General features: G+C 59.4%; 14 protein-coding genes. 1 reads left to right on the top strand and 13 read right to left on the bottom strand.

Annotation, left to right across the window (positions count from 1 at the left end; genetic code table 11):
- Positions 1-37: 37 nt before the first annotated feature.
- Complete coding sequence (locus tag ELE36_RS15610) at positions 38-1402, bottom strand: ATP-binding protein (RefSeq protein ID WP_129834894.1); 1365 nt, start codon at positions 1400-1402, stop codon at positions 38-40.
- A gap of 103 nt (positions 1403-1505) precedes the next feature.
- Positions 1506-2222, bottom strand: coding sequence for a response regulator transcription factor (locus tag ELE36_RS15605; protein ID WP_129834892.1), 717 nt, complete (start codon positions 2220-2222; stop codon positions 1506-1508).
- A 269-nt stretch (positions 2223-2491) separates the two neighbouring features.
- On the opposite strand from ELE36_RS15605, the gene ELE36_RS15600 reads away from it, so the two are divergent.
- Positions 2492-3373 carry a sulfotransferase family protein gene (locus ELE36_RS15600; protein ID WP_165371642.1) on the top strand — a complete coding sequence of 294 codons (882 nt, stop codon included), beginning with the start codon at positions 2492-2494 and terminating at the stop codon, positions 3371-3373.
- Between the two features lie 59 nt (positions 3374-3432).
- Here the strand turns inward: ELE36_RS15600 and ELE36_RS15595 are convergent, their stop codons facing one another.
- The 11 genes from ELE36_RS15595 to ELE36_RS15545 form a co-directional block, all read right to left on the bottom strand.
- Positions 3433-7203 (bottom strand): translocation/assembly module TamB domain-containing protein, encoded by a 3771-nt coding sequence (locus ELE36_RS15595; protein ID WP_129834888.1) that lies wholly within the window; start codon positions 7201-7203, stop codon positions 3433-3435.
- Positions 7200-8990 carry an autotransporter assembly complex protein TamA gene (locus ELE36_RS15590; RefSeq protein WP_242512284.1) on the bottom strand — a complete coding sequence of 597 codons (1791 nt, stop codon included), beginning with the start codon at positions 8988-8990 and terminating at the stop codon, positions 7200-7202. The genes ELE36_RS15595 and ELE36_RS15590 overlap by 4 nt, the downstream gene beginning before the upstream one ends.
- Before the next feature lie 157 nt (positions 8991-9147).
- Positions 9148-11739 carry a glycosyltransferase family 2 protein gene (locus ELE36_RS15585; RefSeq protein ID WP_242512283.1) on the bottom strand — a complete coding sequence of 864 codons (2592 nt, stop codon included), beginning with the start codon at positions 11737-11739 and terminating at the stop codon, positions 9148-9150.
- Between the two features lie 257 nt (positions 11740-11996).
- Positions 11997-13325 carry a dicarboxylate/amino acid:cation symporter gene (locus ELE36_RS15580; protein WP_277987055.1) on the bottom strand — a complete coding sequence of 443 codons (1329 nt, stop codon included), beginning with the start codon at positions 13323-13325 and terminating at the stop codon, positions 11997-11999.
- Between the two features lie 136 nt (positions 13326-13461).
- The gene (locus ELE36_RS15575) at positions 13462-14160 is read right to left on the bottom strand and encodes a TVP38/TMEM64 family protein (protein ID WP_129834884.1); all 699 of its coding nucleotides are present in this window, start codon (positions 14158-14160) and stop codon (positions 13462-13464) included.
- Positions 14161-14283: 123 nt separating this feature from the next.
- Positions 14284-17172: a lamin tail domain-containing protein gene (locus ELE36_RS15570; protein WP_165371641.1), complete on the bottom strand. Its 2889-nt coding sequence runs from the start codon at positions 17170-17172 to the stop codon at positions 14284-14286.
- A 277-nt stretch (positions 17173-17449) separates the two neighbouring features.
- Positions 17450-18535, bottom strand: coding sequence for a 23S rRNA (cytidine(2498)-2'-O)-methyltransferase RlmM (gene rlmM / locus ELE36_RS15565; RefSeq protein WP_129834880.1), 1086 nt, complete (start codon positions 18533-18535; stop codon positions 17450-17452).
- 112 nt (positions 18536-18647) lie between these two features.
- A complete protein-coding gene (locus tag ELE36_RS15560) occupies positions 18648-19208 on the bottom strand; it encodes a nucleoside deaminase (protein ID WP_129834879.1) in 561 nt (186 codons plus the stop codon).
- A 59-nt stretch (positions 19209-19267) separates the two neighbouring features.
- Positions 19268-19510, bottom strand: a complete 243-nt coding sequence (locus ELE36_RS15555; RefSeq protein WP_129834877.1) for a hypothetical protein — start codon at positions 19508-19510, stop codon at positions 19268-19270.
- A 220-nt stretch (positions 19511-19730) separates the two neighbouring features.
- Positions 19731-21461, bottom strand: a complete 1731-nt coding sequence (locus ELE36_RS15550; RefSeq protein WP_129834875.1) for a glutamine--tRNA ligase/YqeY domain fusion protein — start codon at positions 21459-21461, stop codon at positions 19731-19733.
- 123 nt (positions 21462-21584) lie between these two features.
- Positions 21585-22751 carry an acyltransferase family protein gene (locus tag ELE36_RS15545; protein WP_165371640.1) on the bottom strand — a complete coding sequence of 389 codons (1167 nt, stop codon included), beginning with the start codon at positions 22749-22751 and terminating at the stop codon, positions 21585-21587.
- Positions 22752-22753 lie beyond the last annotated feature (2 nt).

The raw sequence follows: 22753 nt of genomic DNA, 5'->3' as shown, positions 1-22753 counted from the left end.
ACTCGACGCATTATGGCATCACTAACTCAGCGCTTACTCAAACGACGGGTAGCAGGATTTCCACTTCGAGGCCGCCTTTTTCGCCGTTGCGCGCCTTGATCTGGCCGCGTTGTCGCTCGATGCCGCGGCGCGCGATCGCGAGCCCGAGTCCGCTACCGCCGCTAGTGCGCTGGCGTGCGGCATCAGTGCGATAAAACGGTTCGAAAATCTTGTCGCAATCGCTGGCCGAAACGCCGGGGCCGTGATCCTGCACACGAATCCGTGCGAGCTGGCGTTGTTCGACCAGATGCGTATCGAGGCGCACCGCCACGCTGCTGTCTGCGGCGGTATAACGCAACGCGTTACGCACGATATTTTCGATCGCGCTGTGCAGCACTTCGCGTTCGCCCTGCACGGTGATTGCGCGTGTCTGTTCGATGCGGATGCTGCGCTTGTCCACCTGGATTTCGAACGCGGCATTGGCGACGATATCGTCGAGTAGTTGATCAAGCTCGATGTCCTCGATACGCAGCATCGTGCTGGTTTCCATGCGCGACAATTCGATCGCCTGCGAGATCATGTATTCGAGGCGTTCGGCCTCGTGTTCGATGCGATCGAGGTGCGACGTGCTGCGGCCATCGTCCTGCTGCCGCACGAGCTCGAGCGCGACCCGCGCGCGCGCGAGTGGCGAGCGCATTTCGTGCGAAATATCGCGCACCAAACGGCGCTGACCTTCGATCAGTTCTTTGATGCGTGCGGCCATCTGGTCGAACTCGGATGCGAGTGCGACGACCTCCTCGCTGCGACCGAAGGGTAGCCGGCCGACACGTGTATCAAGGTCGCCAGAGGCGAAGCGCTTGGTGCTGCGGCGGATGCGATCCAGCGGCGCGCTGATGTAATACGCCAGCACGACGCCAGCGAATGCACTGAGCAGAAAGGCCAAGCCAAACTGCATCCACGACGTGCGCGGTCGGTAATACAAAAGCCGTGCAATCGGCGAGGCCTCGAAGTAGGCGACGGCGACATAACGCTCACCGTTGCGACCCTCGAGCAAGCGCGTGCGCAAGCGCTTGCCGTTGACCTCTCCGCTGTCGTCGGTGGTATGCGCAGCGGTTTCGACGATCTCGGCGGGTATTGCGCGCCCGAGCAGCTCATGCCGATTCTCATCCAGCACGGCGAGCTGAATCGGGCCGTAGTTGACGATGCCTCGCAACCACATGCTCAAACCTTCCTGACCGCCGCTGGCGAGTTCCTGCGCGGCGCGGCGCAGTTGATCGTTCATGCCAGCTTCGGCGCGCGAGATGCCGAGCCCGGGAATTTTTTCGTTCTCGAAATTGCTGATCGCGACCCACGTCATCGCCACGATCAACACCACGGCGGTGGTCGAGAACAATAAAAAAATGCGCCAGAACAATTTGCCCATCGTCGTTGAATCCCGAAGTACGTTGCCTGCGAAAAACTCAGTGGCGCGCGGCAAGAATACAGATTATCGCGGAGTCACGGCGGATCGGGAGGAACGAATCGGCTTATACGAAAACGCGGAACAGATAACCGCTGCGATGGATCGTGCTGATCAAGGCTTCGGCTTCGCTGTCGCCGCCGAGTTTGCGTCGCACTTTCGAGATGTGTACATCGATGCTGCGATCAAACGGGCCGAGCGGGCGACCCAATACGGCTTGCGACAATGTTTCTTTGCTGACCACGCGGCCGGCCTCGCGCATGAGGTGGGCGAGAATATTGAACTCGGTCGTAGTCAGGGTCACCGGCTGGTTGTAGGCGGTGACGCTGCGCGACGCGGCGCGCAGGCTGATCGGGCCGATGTTCATATCGACCAGTCGACTGCCATCGGCATCACCACCCCGCGTGCGGCGCAGGATCGCGCGCAGACGTGCCGCGATTTCGCGTGGGTTGCACGGTTTGGGTACGTAGTCATCAGCGCCGAGTTCAAGGCCGAGAATCTTGTCGATGTCCTCGCCGAGTGCGGTCAACATCAGCACTGGCAAAGTGGAGGTGCGCCGCAATTCTCGCAGCAAGTCGAAGCCGGAGCGCACCGGCATCATCACATCCAGGATCAGGGCATCGAAACCGCCTTCCTGGGCGAGTACCAAGGCGCGGTCGCCGTCGTGCGCGAGTTCTACCGCAAAGCCTTCGCGGAGCAGGAAATCGCGCAGCAACTGCGACAGCTCCTCGTCGTCGTCGGCGAGCAGAATTCGCAGCGGTGGTGCGCGTTGTACGGAAATCATGGGGCTAGTTTCAACAATCATATGTCTAGCATACGTGCACAGACACGCCTGTGAGCTCACTTTGCAATTTGTTACATGTGATTTACGTCATTTTGTATCGCTATCGGTCAACCTGACGTTGCCGCAAACGTACTTAGATGACGTGGTTCACAGTTTTCGCTGATTGATGAGTACGACCAATGTGGCGATGTTGTTTACGCGCAGAAAAGCTGCGTATTGATTCCGGGAATAACTGAAGACTGATGCGATTTCGCACCGACGCAAAAGACATGCAACGAATTTTTCTAGTCGGCTGTCCGCGCTCCGGCACGACATTTGTGCAGGCCACGCTGGCGCGTCATCCGCAGATTTTTTCGTTGCCGGAAACGTCTTTTTTCGAAAATATTCTGCTCGATCTGGATAGACGCGTGCACCCGCAAGCGTCGGCGCGTCCGGTCGCCTACCACCGCAACGGCTGGCTTGTGCGTACACGTTCGCGACGCAGGGCGCGTGCGGCCTTGACGACTATCGCCGCTGGCCTAGGCAGTGCCACGCCGACCTTCTTGCGTTGCTGGAGTCTGCAGGCTGGGACACAGGCGCTGGTCGATATGCTCGATCACAGTGCGGCCGCGCAGGGGTGTCAGGCTTGGCTGGAGAAAACGCCCAACCATGTGCATTACGTGGAAGAAATCCGACGTTATGTGCCCGGCGTGAAATTTATTCATCTGCTGCGCAATGGCGAAGACGTGATCGCTTCTACGCTCGATGCAGTGATGCGTTATGGCAATCGTGGCGCAGCGTCGGCATTTGATCGCGGCCTGTCGTGGTGGGTGGATTATTGGAATCGTGCGATGACGATCCACCGCGCGTGCGTTGGCCAGCCCGAGCATTGTTTTGTGTTCTACGAAGATCTGGTTGCCGATTTTGAAAACGAACGCCGTCGCTTGTGCAAGTTCATTGGGGTCGATTCCGACTGCGATCTGCAATCCGCGCAAGAATTGAATTTTGGCGAAGAACCTTGGCTCAAGAGTGCCGTGAGTGGTCGTCTGTTACCAGCGCGACCGAAATTCGACGCCTTGTTCGGTCCGAAGCTACAGCAGTGGATGCGCAGCCATCTGCTCGACTACGGCGAGTTGCGCGCCGAGTTTCTTGCGACGCAGGCGCTGCGATAAATTCCAGCAACAGTGTTGATTGGTCGAGCTTCCGCGATCAAACAATCTCGCGATCGTGCTCAATGCTCGTAACGATAATTGATACCGGCGCGATTCGAGGTCGATGCGCTTTGCACTTCGATGTTGTAGCGCTCGGTCAACTTGTAGCGCAGCGTTACGAGTTCGCCCGGCGTAAAAATGCCGACGCCGTAACTCACGTACAAACGCGGTGACAGATATTTGCCGACGCTGAATGCGGCGCCGCCGAGCGTGGAATTGTCGGCCACACCGATATCGTCCACGCCAAGTTTGCCGCCGATGCTTTTTGCGAGCAGATCGCCGCTGGCTGTGCCGAGCGCGGTCGCGGCAGCGCCGAGGCGATTCGAATCATCGCCCGAGGCCGAGCGCAACGGCTTGCCGAGCACGAGGTAGGACAGTGCCTCGGATTGATCCATCACCGGATCCGAATACACCGTCAGTGCGGGTCGATTGGCGGTGCCCTGCACGCGTACGCCGGCGGTGATGTTCTGATCGGCGAGCACGCGAATCGCGCGGATATCCAAGCCCGGGTTATCGATCGGCCCGGCAAACTGCAGGCGGCCATCCTGAATCTTCAGATCCTGACCGTAGGCTTTGTAGGTGCCGTTGACATTGATCTGACCGCGCGCCGAGGTCGGTCGCCCGGGCAACTCGGACACCACAAGCTGGCCCGCCAAGGTGCCGTCCAAACCAAATCCCTTGAGCTTGATTTCCTGGCCTTGGCGCAAATCCAGATTGAGCTTTTCGCCTTGGCCGAGCTTGATCGTGACGTTCGCGGTAAGCGGCAAACTCGCTGCGGCTTTTTGCTGATCTTCGCCGACGATCACGACGTCGGCCGAGCGTTTCGCGGTGGCCGTGCCGCCACCCGGCAACTTGGCCAGATCGATATCGGCGCTGGACAATTCCACTTCGCCATCGACCCGATAACTTTTGCCGTCGCCGATCACATTGAGGTCCGGCGCGATCACCGCGCGCGCCGCTGGAATATCCGCAGCGATGAATTTGTCGCCCTTGATATGCAGCCGCAGTGGCGCGTTCGCCGCCACGCCGAGCGTGCCTTGCACGGACAACGCACCGGCGCCTGAACCGAGCGTGCCGTCGATCGCAAATTGCTCGCCATCGCTGGAATTGAGCTTGATCGCACCGTCGTGCAACTTCAATCCCGCGCTCGGTACTTCGCTGGCGAAATTGGTCAGTGCGAGATCGCCGCTGATATTCGGTTTGCTGCTGCTGCCGCCAAGATGCAGGGTGCCGTCGATCTGGCCCTTGGTCGAAACTAGCTCGGCGGTGAACAGCTCGATGAAGCCGAGATTCTTCAGCCCGAATTCGATCTTGCCGTTCAATGCTTGGTCGCTGCCGGCCGCACCGTCCAGCGTGATTTGGCCGTCCAGACGTCCGCCGTCGTTGAACGCGGCGTGCAAGCTGGTAGCGATCTGTTGGGGCGATAGCACCGTGTCGATCGCGAAATTTTCGTAGCTCAACAACGGATGTGTCGCATCGTCCGGGTAGATGATGCCGCCGCTCGTCGAACTCAGTGTGGCCTTGCCGCTGAGTTCGCCGCTACCGGCTCGGGAGAAGTCGCCATTGCCGTTAATTTCACCGTTGAGCTTGAGCGTCGATTCCGGGCTGGCGAGTTTCGCCAGCATCGCCAGCGGCAGGTGTTCGAGGCGGAACTGGCCATGCGACGCGCCGCTCGCCATTTGCGTAGCGCTGAGGCATAACGAAGGCGCGCCGCCCTTCAGGCAAAACTCGCCAAGCTGCAGATCGCCTTTGACATACGCGATGCTGGCCGGTTGCTGCAAAGTCCAATCCGGCTGATCCTTGATCTGCAGCAAAAGCGTGTTCAATGCGCCTTGCCAATCGTCGCCTTGCAGACCGCCGCTCAGCGACAAATGCGCGCCGAGTGGCGTGCCGGTGGCGTCGAGTTGCAACTGGTGCGCGGCCTGACTGCCATTCGCCTTCAGGGTGAGATCGCTGATGCTGAATTGCGCCGCGGCAATTCCATTCGCATGCAGATCAAGCTGGCCCTGCGGCTTGCTCAAATCGTGGGCGTTGATGCGCAGATTCAAGCTATCGAGGTGGCTTGTGCCCGAGACAATTTTTTGCGCATCGAGCTGACCGTTCACATCGATCGCCGGCCATTTTCCGTTGACATGGAATTGTCCGCGCAGACTGCCTGCACTTTTCGGCAGCCAGTCGCCGAGGCTCGCGATCGCGAGGGTGATGTCGGCATCGGTCTGTTCGCCACCGCGACCACGCACGCTGATTTCGCTCTTGCCCGAGTTCAGCTCGAGCGTGCCATCGAGCACGAACTTCGGCTTGATTTTCAGATCGGCGCTGCCGGCCAGCGGGCGTTGCCGCAACGTGCCGCTGAGCTGGCTGAGCTTGATGGTTGCAGCGGGGCCGTCCGGAGTTTGTGTGCCTTGGGTGACCAGCGAAAAATTGATCGCGCCGGGCCAGTCCTTGGCAAACGCGCCGGGATTCAGCTTGTCGGCTTTTGCGGTCAGATCCCAGCCGAGTTGCGGTTGCAAGTTGACGGTGCCGTGCGCGTCGAGCGAACCAGCGCTGCCGCGACTGATATCGAGCGCCTTGAGCGCAATCGCCTGTGGCGTGCCGCTGAGATCGAGCACGATATCGGCGAGTTGTCCCGGCGGACCGAGGCTGAGTTTGCCTTGCGCGGCGAACTGTTCGGCGCTGCCTTGCGTGTTGATCTCGCCATGACTCGCCAAGGTTTGGCCGGCCAGGTTTACCGGCAAGACGACGTCTTCCCAGCTCAATGCAAGTTGCGCGGAAACCGGTTTGGCATCGAGTTTCACTTCGCCCTGCGCGTGCAGTTTTCCGGCAGCTTCGGGTGTGGTCAAAGTCAGTGCGAGCAGCTTCAGCGTTTGGCCATCCAAAGCCAGCTTGAGCGGATCGAGATTGATGCGATGCGCATCTGCCGTCAGCGCACCGGTAACGTTGGCGCTACGCTTGTCGCCCTCGCCGCTGAGTTCGGCGGTGAGCGTTTTCAGCGTGCTGTCGGGCGACAAAATACGCGGATCAAAACTCGGCACCGACAGCGTCAATGTCCACGGCAGCGCATCGTTCTGCAGCACATCGGCATGCAAGGTGGCCGCGATCGGCTGCGCCAGCAGCAACGCCGTGATTGCCTTGCTGCCATCGCTGCTCGCATCGAGAGTGCCGGCGTAATGCTGCTCGGCGACATGCCAGTCGAAGCTGAGTTTGCCGCCGCCACGATAACCGCGCGCATTGGCCACGTTTGCATTCAAGTCGATCGAACCGTCCGGCGCACGCAACGAGAATTTGCCGATGGCGATTTCAGTGGCAGTCCAGCGTGCCGCGGTATCGAGCGTATCCAGTGCAAAAACCGGCTTGGCGTCCTGCGTGATTGCGGCGTGCTCAATATGCAAACGGTCGAGCAGAATCGACAGCGGCAACTGTGTCGAAAAAGGTTCGGAGGGTGGCGTTGCGGTGGGGGCAGGCTGCGTCGTCAATGCGACATTCAAACCGGCGAGTTCGAGGTTGCGAATGTGCAGCGTCTTGCTCCACAACGGCAGCAGTTCGGCATCAAAGGTCACGCGCTCGATTTGTGCATCGATGCCGGTATCGCGATAACGCACGCCCTCCAGAATCAGCGGACCAGCGAGCGTGCCGGAAATTTTCCGGATCGCGAGTTTGTCGCCTAGCGAAGCCTGCACGCGCGCCAGTACAAAGCCCGAGCCTGATTCGGTGCGCAACGCCCACAACGCCGCAACCACCACGACCAGCAGCAATACCGCAACGATGCCGAGCAACCAGCGCAGAATTTTCATAAGTCTGGCCCGATCGTCAGATGCAGTTGCACACCGCCATGCAGCGGATCGTTGATCGGCGTGCCGAGATCCACGCGCACCATGCCGACCGGCGAGCGCCAGCGCAGCCCGAGGCCGGTGCCGATCTTGAATTTGCTGCCGCCATCGACCGGCGTGGCGCCGAGCGGCAGAGTGCTCGCCGCAGAACTGCCGCCGAAGGCATTGCCGGTATCGATGAACGTGGCGATGCCCCAGGTCGGCGTGAAATAGTGTTCGACTTCGGTGCTGAAAACCGCGAGTTGCTTGCCGCCGATGACTTTGCCGGCGGCGTCGAGTGGACCGATGGTCTGGTAGGCGTAGCCGCGAATCGAACGATCGCCACCGGCGAAGAAACGCAGTTCCGGCGGCAGCTTGTCGAAGTCAGCGACCTGCGTCGCGCCGAGCGAGCCGCGCAGGATCAGGCGATTGCTGTCGCCGAGTGCATGGATGTATTTGGCATCAGCCACGACCTGCTCAAACGTGGTCGCGCCGCCACCGGCGCGCGCGGTGACTGTGAACGAATAACCGTTGTGCGTGAAGTCAATGTTGTCGGTTTTTTTGCGGGTCAGCGACACTTCCGGATACAGCAGCGTGGTCGTGCCTTGCTGGTCGGCGACGGTGAAATTTCCGGCCAGCGCGTGTACGCCGATCGTGCGCGTAAAGCCATGCCATTCGCGGGTTTCGTTCGCGACCAGCGATGCCGTGCGCGACTTGCTCGTGTCGGTGTTTTCGTCGCGATAATTGGCGCCGAAATTGAAACTGCGATTGTCGCTGCCCGGCAACGGAATCGTGTACAGCGACGCCAGCGTCTTGAGCCGCTGCGCGATTTCGAGCTGGAACTTCAGCTTGTGTCCCTTGCTGTTTACCCAGCGCCGCTCGATGCCGCCACGCACGCCCGCACCGGTATCGGTATCGATGAATACACCGCTGGTGTAAATCGTGCGTTTGGCCGGCGCGAGCTTGACCAGAATCGGCACCGTGCCGTCGTCGGGATTTTCGTGCTCGAGATCCGGCAACACTTCGACAATCGAAAAATAATCGGCATCCACCAAACGCTGCTGCAAGGTCAGCAATTTGCCGGTGCGGTAATCATCGCCAGGTTTCCACGGCAAGTAACGATCAAGAAATCCTTCATCGAGTTGGCCGCCGGAAAATTGCGTTACGCCGATGCGATAGTGCGGCCCGATATTCCACTGCAGCGTGATCGCCGCACGATTGCTGTCGCGTGTGACCGCGACCACATGCGTATCGAGTTTTGCATCGAGATAACCGTGTTCGAGCAGCGTGGTCTGCAGCGTCAGTTTGCTTTTTTCGTAGGCGGCGTGATCAAGACGCTGGCCGGTTTGCGGGGCGAAAGCCTTGAGCGCATCGGCTACGGTTTTCTCTTGATGCGGCGCGTCGCCAAGATCGATGGTCAGCATCTCGACCGTGACCGGTTCGCCCGGCGCAACATGCAGCAGCGCGTTCCAGCCTTGTGCGGTTTCCTTGAGATCACCGCTGACCTTGGCGTGGTAATAACCGTAGGGTTCGAGCGATTTGGCGATCTGCGCCGCGGCGTGATCGTACAGGCGGCGTACCTGGGCGGCGCTGACATCGCGGCTGGTGTATTGGCTGAGTTCGGTGCTGTTGAGCGCAGCGGTGTGCAGTTCGCCGTCCACGCCATCGATCGTCAGGGTCAATTTGCCCGCATGCGCGATACCACTCAGCAACAGCGTGCTGAGCAGAAAAATCCGTGACATCGCAGGTTTTGGCCGAAGCAGAAAAATCATGGGCGAATCACGCGGTTTCAGGAATGTGGCTGTCGCCGTTTATAGCAGACCGCGTTACAAAGGATGGTCAATACGCCGTCAAATTAACCGACATCAACGCGTGCGTGCTTGATCGGTGACACAAGTTCACACACTTCATTCGACGGTGCAAAATGTATCAGCCGGATTTTTCTCCGGATCTACCGGCCACCACCGCGCCGATCATGGCGGACGCATACGGAATCGCCTGCGCAGCGAGAATCGCGATCCACAACTTGCCTTCGATGTAGTTGATGCCGACTGCGTGCCACATGCCGAAGATGCCGAGGCCGATGGCGACGAACATCAGCAATTCTTCGCGCACTGCAGTGAAGGGATTCGGCCTACCGTGCAGGCGGCGGCTCTTGGCGGTGCGCACGAATTCGCCGTGTTTTTTCCAGAGGCCGAGGAAGATGCCGCGCGCGATCGCATGACTCAACGCCATGCTCGCGATCGACGCGCTGAGCGTGTCGCGCCACGAACACGGCACACGCACGCGATACAGGATCACGCCGAACGCGGCCTTGAACGCGAAAAATCCGAGCAGCGGAATCAGGAACAGATCCAGCGGCAGACTGAACACCTGCGGCAGGCCGATCATGCCGGCGGTCCACACCAGCGCGAGCATCGTGAACACGAGATGCAACGCATCGGCGAACCACGAGAACCAGCCCGTCAGAAAATGGAAACGCTGGCCGGCATCGAGCGGACCTTTGGTCGTCATCCAGTTCCAGCGCGCCTTAAGGACTTGCATCGCGCCGAACGCCCAGCGATACCGTTGCGACTTGTACGCAGTGAAATCTGCTGGTGTCAGGCCGCGGCCCATGATTTCGTCGACGTAAAGTGTGTCGTAACCGGCGTGCATGAGGCGCAGGCCGAGTTCGGCATCTTCGCAGATCGTCCATTCCGACCAGCCGCCGGTATCCTGCAATGCCGAGCGCCGCACCATCGTCATCGTGCCGTGCATGATGATCGCGTTGCGCTCGTTGCGATGGTGCATGCCGATGCGGAAGAAGCCGTCGTACTCCCAATTGGTCATGCGTCGGAACGCGTTGTGTTCCCAGTCACGATGCGCTTGCGGGCATTGCACGAGCGCGACTTTCGGATTGGCGAAATAACCCGTGAGCGCGCGTAACCAGTCCGGGCGCACGACGTAATCGGCATCGATTACCGCCACCGCCTCGGCGCGCGGATCGGTTTCGGTGAGGCCGAAATTCAGCGCGCCGGCCTTGAAACCCGGCCACGGACTGAGATGGAAAAAGCGGAATTTCGCGCCAAGTTTGGCGCAATGTTCCTCGACCGGACGCCACACCGATTCTTCCTTGGTGTTGTTGTCCAGCACCAACACTTCGAAATTGTCGTACTCGAGCGCGGCGAGCGAATCCAGCGTCAGGATCACCATCTCCGGCGGCTCGTTGCAGCAGGCGAGATGGATCGAGACAAATGGTTGCGGATCGCCCGGCAGCGGATTGAGCAAACCGAATTGGCGCATCCAGCGCGGGCGCCACAATACCTCGGTGAATTCAAAACCGTTGATCAGCAAGATCATCACGATCGCGATCTGCGCCGGGAACAACACGATCAACATCGTCCAGTCGAACGGCGACAGATAAAACGCGTACGGCACCATCGCTGACCACACCAGCAGCGATGCCGAGAGTTGCAGCAGGATCAGATAAAACAGAATGCCGGCGGGCTTGAAGCGCATGAAATGCCGCGCGAACCAGAACATCGGGCCGAGCCCGAGCAGCGAACCGATCAACGCTTTCCACGGCCACTGCGGATCTTCGACCACCGTGCCGGTGAGCGGAAACTTGGGCTGTCGATCCGAATTGAACATGCCCCAGTACGCGCCAACCCGACCTTCGCCAGCTTCTTTCCACGGCTGGTCGAACGCCTCCTCGATGAAATAATCGAGGTTGTACAGATCGGCGGTGTAGAACCATTCGCGCAGAAATTGCGCCTCGTCGGCAATTGACGGTTGCGCGTATTCGTGGCGATCGCCGTTCGATGGCCAGCCGATTTCACCGATCAAAATGTGTTTGTCGGGATACCGCGCGCGCAGATCGTTGTAGTCCTTCAGCACGCTCAGGCCGAGCGCGTCGCGGCGAATCACGCCGTTCCAGTACGGCAGCAGATGCACGGTGATGAAGTCGACGTGTTTGACGAGTTTCGGATTGCGTAGCCAGATGCCGACTGGCTCGGCGGTTGATACGGGTTGCTTGAGCGCGGCGCGTGCGCGGTCGAGGTAGCCGATGAGCTCGTTCGGGCTCAGATCCTGGCGCAGCAGAGTTTCGTTGCCGACGATCACGCGATCGATATTCTTGTTCTGACGCGCTGAATCGATCATCGCCTGCAGTTCGAGCTCGCTGTTCTCGGCGCGCCGATCCAGCCATGCGCCCGCGAGCACGGTCATGCCGTACTTTGCAGCGAGGCGCGGCACCGATGGGGCTTCGGTCGAGGTATAGGTGCGCAAGTGGCTGGTGTATTGCGAGAGCAACTTGATGTCGCTTTCGATATCCGCCTCATCGGCGTAAATGTGTTTGATCGGGCTCTGGTAACGCTGGAACCAGTTGACCGCCATACCCTTGATCTTGCCGGTCCAGTCCGGCACCTGCACCGGACGGTTGACCACCGCCCACAGCGCAAAATTCAGTCCGGCAACAAGCAGGCTGAGCAGAAGCGCGCGCCACAAGGACGGCTTGTTGAGTTTGAATCGGGAGTTGCTCAAAGCGGCCTCAAAAAGTCATCGGCGTGGCCGGCCTGAAGCCCGGCAAATGGGTTGCAGAATAGCCGATGCCATAGGCATCTTTCCATATCGGCAGGATACAGAGTTTTGCGCGGACCCGCCTGGCGCATGAGGCGGCGGACGTAGGTGCTGCATTTGCCTTGCTGGTCAACGCTGGAAAAGTCATCGCCGATGGTTTTGAGGGCTGTCGACGGTAGGCGCTCGGGTTGATCCCCGCAGCGCCAACTATTGTCGCTCACTCACGCGGCTTCATTGCTGTTGCGCAAGCCCGTGCCGTCGGAGAAAGTCGGGTCGGCCAGCTCGCGCTGCAGGGTTTCGTTATCGAGTTCGTTCTCCCATTTCGATACGACGATGGTCGCCACGCCATTGCCGATGAAGTTGGTCAGCGCGCGGCATTCGCTCATGAAGCGGTCTACACCCAGGATCAAGGCCATGCCCGCGACCGGCACGCTCGGCACCACCGCCAGCGTTGCTGCGAGTGTTATGAAACCGGCACCGGTCACGCCGGAAGCGCCTTTGCTGGTCAGCATCGCTACGGCGAGCAGGCTCAGTTGCTGGCCAAGCGTGAGATCGATATTCAGCGCTTGCGCCACGAACAGTGCGGCCATCGTCATGTAGATATTGGTGCCGTCGAGGTTGAACGAATATCCGGCGGGCACGACCAGGCCGACTACGGATTTCGAGCAGCCGAGTTTTTCGAGTTTTTCCATCAGCGGCACGAGCGCGCTTTCCGATGAGCTGGTGCCGAGCACAGTCAACAATTCTGCCTTGATGTAGTTCAGAAAACGCAGGATGTTGAAACCGGCCAATACCGCAATGCTGCCGAGCACGAGCAGCACAAACAGCGCACAGGTCAGATAAAAACTGCCCATCAGCGCGGCCATTTTGCCGAGGCTCTGGATGCCGAATTTGCCGATCGTGAATGCCATCGCGCCAAATGCGCCGATCGGTGCGGCCTTCATCACGATATTGACCATGCCGAAAAATACTTTCGACAGATATTCGATAAATACGTAGACCGGTTTGCCGCGCTCGCCGAGGCCGGCGAGAGCGAAACCAAACAGGATCGCAATCAGCAAAACCTGCAACAGATCGCCGTTGGCGGTGAACGCGTCGGTGAAGGTTTTCGGGATGATGTGCATGATGAAGTCGGTGGTGTTCTCCGCGCTGGCTTTCTTCGCGTAGTCGGCCACCGATTGCGCATCGAGCGTATTGACGTCGGCATTAAACCCCTTGCCGGGTTGCAGCACGTTCATCACGATCAGGCCGATCGCCAGCGCCACGGTCGATACGACCTCGAAGTACAGCATCGCCTTGGCGCCGACTCTTCCGACCTTTTTCATGTCGCTCATGCCGGCGATGCCGAGCACGACGGTGCAGAAAATCACCGGCGCGATCAGCATCTTGACTAGGCCGATGAAACCATCGCCAAGCGGCTTCATCGCCACGCCGCGTTCGGGAAAAACATAACCGAACAGCGCGCCGAGAATGATCGCGAGCAACACCCAGAAATACAGATGACGCGTAATGTTTTTCATGCGGCCCCTTGCTGCGTAATTGCGACACATCACACTGCGGTGAAGTTGCGCGTCACGCTAACCGCATTTACCGCGGGTGTCCATGCGATGAAGGGATGGTGCAGGGAGGTTGCGATGCCGCCTCTGGCGGAAGATCAGCTTGAAGCGCAATCGGTGCCGCGGATTATCAGGCACCCTTGCTGCGAAAGCGGCTGATCAACACCGGGACCAACGCGAGTACACCGAGTGCGATCATCGGCAGATACACGCTCGGTTCGGCGAGCAGGTTCATATTGACGCTGCCGGTTTCGGCGATGGTTTTTGCGAGGCCGGCGCCGAGTGCGGTTTCGAATCCGACCATCACTGCGCCGCCGAGTGCGGTGGCGGTGAGGAACAACCACAACGGACAGCGCAGCCACGCCAACGCAACGGTGACCGCGCCGAACGGAATGACCGGAACCAGTCGCAAAAACAACGTGTAACTGAACGGATGCGCGAGATAACCGGTGCGCAACGCCTCGACCATTGCCGGCGCTTTTTTGCCGCTGTGCGAGCCGAACGCGTTGCGGCTGGCGACGAATAAAATCAGTGCGCCGAGCACGGTGCCGAGCGCCGAAAGTACGGTGCCGATGAACACGCCGAACAACATGCCGCCGGCAAAGATGATCACGATCGCGCCCGGAATACCGGTGGCGATCGCCAGCATCATCACCACGATCTGCATCAGCCCGGCGACCAGCGGATGCTCGACGATCATCGCCTGCAAGCGTTGTTGTTCTGCCGCGAGATGCGCGGGCTGGAATCGATCGAGCGCGCCGTTGCAAAGCAGCACGATGCCGAGCGTGATCAGCAACAACAGCGGAAGAAGTGAGCGCAGACGTTTCATGGCGACAAAAAATCAGGGCCGGTTTGCACCGGCCCTATCAGAGTGAGTTGACGACTAGGATAACAAGTCGCAGCCGTTGCAGCAGCGTTGGCGGGTTCTCCGCGCAACGCTGCACAACGTGACTTATTGCGGCGGCGCTTCGAGACCGTCGGCGAAGATGCGATCGATCGCGATCGTCAGCACCTGGCCATCATGATCCGAGCTGTGCGCTGCGGTGCTGGCATCGAGCACGATCGGCGTGGTGCCAGTGATACCGGCTTCGGAGACATCCGAATTGCCGTGCGCGTTCGATACGCTCACAAAATCCTTCCAGCCGCGGCGCGACAGCAACACGTGATCGATCTCCTGCGCATAACCGCTGAAGTTGTACGAGTAGCGCTGGGTCGGATCAGCCTTGATGCCGGTATCGATCAAAGTCGGGCTTGGTGCGACATAAGTGCCGCTCAGATCCCAGTACTTGTTCTGCGCTTGCACTGCTGCGCCGGTGATCATGCCCGTGACATCGACGTAACCATCGGTGAATTCGTAGGCGTTGAAATCGCCGACTACGATTAGCGGCACGTTGACATCACCGGTGATGTTGAACGGTCCGGGCGAGGTAATCACACCAGCGCTGTCCTGCTGTGCGTTGCCCGCGCCGACCAAGGTGCCACCGCTTTGCAGCGCTTGCACGATGCTGGCGATCTGAACGGCTTGCTCGGTACGTTTTTTGCCGACGTAGTCGTTCACGCCGAGGTTGATCAGCGAGCGGTCGTAGATAACGAGCAAGTTGAAGTGATAACCGTTGAAGGTCGCATCGAGCAGCACCGGCGGGCGGTCGTTGAGCAAGCATGATGCACCACTGCTGCAGCTCGACGTGGTTGTGCCCTTGTACATCTGCGTGACGGAATGCACGACGACATCGTTGCGCACCAGAATGCCGAGATTGATACCGCCGAGATCGTTGCCGGGCATCGTGAATTGTTGATACATGAGCGTGTTGCCGCTGTCGGTGTAGATCCGATTCTTGAGGTCGGTCAAGGTCGAATAATTTTCGATCTCTTCCACACCGAGGGCGATCGGCGATTTCAGTACTTCACGAATTTGCTTCGACATTTTTTGCAGGCGAATCGCATACTGCGCCGGAGTCGGGCAGGTATCACTGGCGCCAGTGCCGGCGCACGAGTCGGTGTAGGTGCTGGTATCGGCGCCATCCGCCGTGGCATTGAAAAAGTGCAGCATGTTCTGCGTGCCGATCGTCAGCGTGCCGTCGGCAGAATCCTTGACTGGCTGCGGATAGGTTGGCGCCGGAATGGCCGTGTTGGTGGTCATCGTGATCGGGTACATTTCGTAAGCACCCTGATAACCCTGAATCACGCCGGTGACACTGAAGCGCGTACCGGCGTTGTAGATGTAACCGGCCGATGGAAAGGCAAGGCCGTTGTAGTAGATTTCGAGAATTTCCGGCTCGCCATTCCACACCGGGATGCTGCCGCCAAGTCCCGGCCACGCCGCACCGACCGCACGGTACGGCCGCGGTTGGCTAGCCAGTGTTGCGTAAAAACCGGATGGCAAACCTTGATGCACGCCATCGGAACCAGTGCCGAAGGTAGCGCCCGTCACGATCGCATCGTTCATCGTTACCAGCATGCCATCCAGGCACGCAAAATTATTTGCCTGCAAGCCGTCAGCGACCGTGATGGCCGGATTTGCGCAGATGCCGGTCGTCGGATCGGTCGATGGCGGATTGTTGTCGAGGACCACCGCGCTCGGCACCACGCCGGCACCATTATTGACGATGTTGACGATGCTCGGCAGAGTAGCACTCAACTCGGTCGAGCCCTGGTAGTCGCTCACGGTGGCGGTGACTGTGACTGAATTGCCGACCACGACGGTGGGTGCTGCGTTAATGAAGACGTAAACCGCATCCGATGTGGTGACATCATTGTCGCCGGTCGGATCTTGGATGAAGAAACCCTTGGTGCCAACAGCTGTCACGGTTCCCGTTGTGGTCGCCGTGCTACCTGCCAGAGGCGATAAGCCACCATGGCCTTGTATCTGCATGATCGTGACCGGCGGGGTGGTCACGGTGAGCGTGATCGGCGCGGTCGCGGAGCGTGATTGTGCATCGGTGATCGTGGCGGTCAGGGATTTGCTGCCGCCAGACGTGGCGCCGGCGACGGTCGCGTTATAGCTGAACACATTGTCGCCGGGCGTTGTATCGCCGTTCGAGCCGTCATCGTAGAAAGTCTGGTTGGCTGAGCCGCCGATAGCCGTGAGATTTACCGTAACGGCAAGGCCGGTACTGGTTGGCGTGCCGCCCGGAGTGACGCTGACAGTAAGCAACGTGCTGTTGCCTGCCAAAACCGATGTGGGGCTTGCCGCACCAGTGGCGCTGGGGTTGGTGGGGCCGCCACCGCCGCCGCAGACGTGCAGAGTGCTCAAGCGATTGCGCGGTGTGGGGGTCGCGACAGCGAAATCCGCGCTATTGGAGTTGGTGTCGGTGCAACCAGCTGCAGCGCGGATTAGTGCCGTGGTGTTCGAGCCCGCAGCGGCGGCACCGCTACCTTCGAAAAAGGTGGCTGTGCCGAATCCGACCAAATCCTGGATAGCGCTGCCAGTCGGGGACGCGCCAGTCAGTGCCGTACTCGTATTGACCAGTGCCACCTTGCCATTTGTTGCCGAAAGGTTGAGGCCGCCGGTCGCGTCCGCAGCAGGCAGAGCCGCGCCAACGGCGCCGCCGGAGGCTTCCTGCACCAGATAATATTGGCCCGGTTGCAGCATCGTACTCGTGCTTGCAAGGGTGGTCGCAGCCCAAGTGGTACCGGCTGAGGAGGCGTACTGCACCGACCAGCCATTGATATCGACCGCCGCACTGCCGCGATTGAACACTTCGATAAAGTCGTTGGTGAAGGTCGCGCCAGTATTGCCGCCGCCGCCATACACCTGACTGATTACTACTTGGGCGTGACCTGCCATCGCTGTTGCCAGCAGGGCGAAGACCGCCAGTGAACGAATATATTTTCCAAACATCGCAAACCCCACTCTGAATAAGTTTCGGGCAAAAGAAGACGCAATATAGCGGCAATGTTTGACGGTTTTATGTCGCACACGATGACGTACACAGCTGCATACCCCTTCGGGGTACAAGAGCATGCGGATTGCGCCCAATTGTAGGAGCAGCCGGATGTCCTCCTGCGGTCAGATGGATCGACTGCATCGCGCGGGCGCCGTGCCCGCATTCCTGGAACCGGTTGCACGCCAGACTCTACACGAATTGTGGGCCGATGCCACGTATTCGCGGCGATTTTTACCTTCCGCCGATTTGCGCGAATACGGTGATTTCTTCGCGATCGTGGTAAAGCTGTTTGGCACGAAGCTCCACGGATTTGCCTTCCGTAGCGACGTGGTCGCGAATCAGCGCGAGACAAAGTTGAATCTCGTTGTAGCGCTGTTTCATCGGTAGCTTGAGATTGAAAATCGCTTGCCGGCACCAGCCCGCCGCGAGCCATTGCGCGATCAGTTCGGCGACGCGGCGCGGTTTCTCGACCATGTCGCAAACCAGCCAGTCGACCGGGCGTTTCGGTTGATAACGGAAGCCGTCTTCGCGCAAATGGTTGAGCAAGCCGGAATCGAGCAAACCCTGATCCATCGGGCCGTTGTCGATGGCGGTGACGTGGATCGAGCGGCGCACCAGTTGCCAAGTCCAGCCACCCGGTGCGGCGCCAAGATCGACGGCGCTCATGCCCGCGCGCAACAGGCGTTCGCGTTCGGTTTCGCTGAGCAGAACCTGAAACGCTTCGTCGAGTTTGAGTGTGGATCGGCTCGGCGCCTCACGCGGAAATTTCAGCCGCGGAATACCTTGCGGCCACGACGATGCGTAACGGATATCGCTCTCGGCCAGAAACGCCGCATCGGTGCGCGTGAAGCACACATGCAGGCGTTTGCTTGAGCTACGGTCGATCAGTTTTTCGCGCTTCAGCACGCCGATCAAAGCGGCGTTGAAAGCGCGGCAGAAGGCCGACAATTCCTTGCCGGCATCGGTATCGGGGGTCTCGATCCAGGCATCGCAATAACGCGTGTCGCTGCTTTTCAGCATCGGCAGCAACGCGCCGATCCGATCGTGGATTGGCAAGCTTGGAAAATGCGCCAGCACCAGCAGAATCTGGCGCGCAAAAATCAGATCGCTGTAATGCATTGATGCATGCAGTTGCGCCGCTTGCTCGCTATCTGCGAGCACGAACTCGACCAGCGCGGAATTGGGCTGAGTGCGGGCGAATCCGTAGGCGGCATGACGCGTGGCATGATCGCTGAGTTCCTGCGCGCACTCGCCTTCGAAACCGGCACGGCAGTAGGCCAGCAATCCGGTTTTGGGCGCGGGTGATGTTTCGCTCACGAGGGAAATCTCAGCAAAGCATAAGTCATGTTTTCAAACCGGATCAGCAAAAGATGATGACGGAAAATATCCGGCGCGCGAGGAAAATCCGCTCCGACTAACGCATGATACGTTAGTACGCCAGCCCGTTTTTCTCGCCGTACAACACGAACACTTCGCGCGCCGCGCCGCGCAGCAGATCGCGCTGCACGCGAATACCCCGCCGCTCCAGCTCGCCGCTCCAGTCTGCCGGCAACGGGCCTTCGTCGAACTCGGTGAGTTCTTCCACGTCCGAACTGCGGGCGCCAATCAATAACTCATCGATGCCAGCCCAGATGCTGGCGCCGTAGCACATCGCACAAGGCTGCGCGCTGGTAGCCAAAATGTAACGCGCGCCGTCTTCGTTCAGGCGATGCCGTTGCACTCGCGCCTGTGCATTCATGAACGCCATCATCTCGGCATGTGCGACCGAGCAATGTTGTGGCACGACGCGGTTCACGCCGAGGCCGACAATGCGTCCATCCTGCGAAAAAATCACCGCACCAAACGGCCCACCCGTGCCGAGTTCGACATTGCGCCGCGCCAGCCGGATCGCCAATGCCATACGCTGTTCGTCGGTCGTATAAACCTCATCACCGTCGATCTCAGTGGTCACCCAGTCGGGCAGGGAAAGATGAATCGGAGAATGCTGCATGGAGGATCACACCTGGGAATAAGTAAACGTGGTGATGGTCGGATTACCTTCTCGACACGTCATTCAACCGCGCCGCCGCCATTGCCCGGCCCGGCGGTCGTGACGCATTTATGCGCAACACACTGGCAGCCCGGATTGGCCGGAAAACCGCACACGCCGTGCATTTTCTGCGCGGCACATTGCGCCCTAACCTGATCGGGAAACGTCGGGCTGCTGCTATTCACGCAGCCCGGATAATAACCACAGCAATTGCCGACGTTCTTGACCACACAGTCCGCCGCTGTGGCGCAACTGTAATTCACTTCGCCCTGTGGCTGGGTCGGTAGCAATCTTGCGGATCGCGGTGGCGAATTTTGTACTGTGTTTGCGGGCGCAGTCGCTGGTGCAGTCTTTACGGGAGCCTGCTCAGTTGCACAGGCATTCAGGCAAAATGCCAACGTCAACACGATCGGCCAGCGCTGCCAGGTTGGCAAACAATTGCGCATGAATCGTGTGCAAAAAATGCTGGTTTGCATACTTGCCTCACTTGGCTGCGGGCTTGCTCCAGGAATCGCGCAAGGTCACGCTGCGATTCAACACCAGTTTGCCGGGGCGGCTATCCGCGTCGCGCACGAAATAACCCAAGCGTTCGAACTGTACGCTGGATTCCGCGGCGATGTCAGCCAGCGACGGTTCGACCCAGCCTGAGACGATGCGCCGTGAGTTCGGATTCAGGTGATCGCGATAGGTTTTGCCATCGTCGTCGTTATCCGGATTCGGCACATCGAACAGTCGATCGTACAAACGAATCTCCGCTGCCACTGCGTGCCTCGCGCTGACCCAGTGGATCGTGCCCTTGACCTTGCGATCCGCCCCCGGCATGCCGTGACGCGTATCGAGATCGAGCGTGCAATGCAGCGCGGCGATGCTGCCGTCGTCGGACTTGATCACTTCATCACAACGCACGATGCCGATGCCGCGCAGGCGCACTTCGCTGCCGGGTGCCAAGCGATGAAAACCCTTGATCGGCACTTCCATGAAATCCTCGCGCTCGATCCACAACTCGCGCGCAAACGGAACGCTGCGCGCGCCGAAATTTTCGTTCTTCGGGTGGTTCGAAAACGTCAGCGATTCTTCATGCGTTTCGGCCAGATTGGTCAGCACCAGCCGCAGCGGATCGAGCACCGCGAGGCGACGTGGCGCGTTGGCATCGAGATCTTCGCGCACGCAGTTTTCGAGCACGCTGTATTCGATCACCGACGTCTGTTTGGTCACGCCGGCGCGTTGCCAGAACGTGCGGATTGCCGCGGCGGGAAACCCGCGTCGACGCAGGCCGGAAATGGTCGGCATGCGCGGATCGTCCCAGCCATCGACCAGTCCATCCTGCACCAACGCCAGCAACTTGCGTTTGCTCATCACGGTGTAGTCGAGGTTGCCGCGCGCGAACTCGATCTGCTGCGGACGCGATACATTCACCGTCAGTCCGGACGCGCGCAATGGCGCAGTGAGTTCGGCATCGTTACCGAGATCGAGCTGATCCAGGCACCAGTCGTACAGCGGGCGGTGGTCCTCAAACTCGAGCGTGCAAAGCGAATGCGTGATGCCTTCCACCGCATCCGAAATCACATGCGCAAAATCGTACATCGGATAGATGCACCACAAGTCGCCGGTGTTCTGATGTGTGACTTTGCGGATGCGATACAAGGCCGGATCACGCAAGTTGATATTCGGTGCGGCCATGTCGATTTTTGCGCGCAGGATATGCGCGCCATCGGCGAATTCACCGGCGCGCATGCGCTCGAACAGATCGAGATTTTCGGCGACGCTGCGCGAACGATAGGGACTATCTTTGCCGGCCTGCGTCAAGCTGCCGCGGTGCTCGCGAATTTCTTCCGCGCTGAGCGAATCGACATACGCCGTGCCGTGTTTGATGAGCTTCAGCGCACACAGATGAAACACCGCAAAATAGTCCGAGGCGTGACGCAACTCGCTCCATGCGAAACCGAGCCACTGCACATCGTGCTTGATCGACTCGACGTATTCGAGATCTTCCTTGGCCGGATTGGTATCGTCGAAACGCAGGTTGCAGCGGCCCGCAAACTCGCCGGCAATACCGAAATTCAGGCAGATGGATTTGGCGTGGCCCAGATGCAGATAGCCGTTCGGCTCGGGCGGAAAACGTGTCACCACGCGGCCGTCGTGTTTGCCGCTCGCGCGATCGTCGAGCACCTGCTGACGAATGAAATTATTGCTGATCGGTATTTCGTCGTTCATGGGATTCCGATGCGGACTTGCAGGGTTTGCCGTGCGCAGCAATGCTGCTGACAGGCGTCTAGCCCGCCAGTTTACCGGGACATGGCGCTTAGGCGAAGCGGCGCGTGTTGTGGCCGATAATCCTCAGGCCGATGGAACTCCCGTTGCCTGTGCCGGATGCCGTGTCTGTTTGCGTGCGATACGCAGGAATGGGCGTTCGATCAGCATGTATGACAGCCACGCTGCGACAACGGTCAACGGAATGGCCGAGGCGAGCAGCGCGAGCAATCGCAGGTCGGGCGATTCGATAATGCCGAACCAAGGGGCCAGCCAGCTCAGGATCAGAAAATGCCAGAGATACACGCCGAAGCTGATTTCGCCGAGAAAACGCAATAAGCGATTCGCGAACAAGGCGCTGGAAACGGTGGCAGCGTGGGCAGCAGCATAAAGCCCCATTGCAATAAAAACGCTGGCGAAACTATGCCAGAGCCAGAATATCGGCTCGCCGTTCCAGTAGGCCGAGAGCCCAACGCGCAGCCATAATCGCAGCGCCACGATACCGGCCAAAGCGAGCAGGAAGAGTGCATTCAATACAGACGCGCTTGATATTTTGCCGCGCAGCCGAGCTGCCACAAACGCATAACCGGCCAGCATGCCGATCACAAATTGATCGATGCGCGCAGCGAGATGTTCCAGCACGAGTGCGCGTGCATCCATCGACACCAACTGAAAAGCGATGGCGCGATAGCTGATCGCGCAAATCAGCGCCGCGCACAGCAGCCAGGGCCAGCGGTATGGGCGCAACGCATAAACGAGCAGCGGCAGGCCGAGATAAAACGCGCATTCGATCGGCAGAGTCCACCACACGCCGTTCATCGGCGGCACCCAATACCAATCCATATTGAGCCACAACACCAGATGCGCAAAAAATTGTCCCAGCTGGGGCATCGCGCCGATTTGGAAGAAAAATGCCAGCGCGATCAGGACAAAAAGCTGTGCATAGTAGGCAGGAAAAATGCGCAACACACGACGCCAGAAATACTCGCGCAGAAGTGGTTTTGTGCGCGCACCCAACTGCCAGGCAGCAAATGGCAGTACCAGTAGGAATGCCGACAGCGTGAAAAAAATATCCACGCCGGCCCAGCCCATGGTGAAGAAATAACTCACGCCGAATGAGAATACGCCAAAATCAGCCAGCAAATGCGGCGCTCCAGCCAAACCCCACGCATGAAACAGCAATACCCAAAGCGCGGCGAAACCGCGAATACCGGTGAGCGCAGGCAACTCGGAAAGTTTCGCGGCAGCAGTCAATG

The sequence above is a fragment of the Pseudolysobacter antarcticus genome (assembly GCF_004168365.1).
GTDB classification, from domain to species: Bacteria; Pseudomonadota; Gammaproteobacteria; order Xanthomonadales; family Rhodanobacteraceae; genus Pseudolysobacter; species Pseudolysobacter antarcticus.
This window is presented reverse-complemented; position numbering and strand designations above follow the sequence as displayed.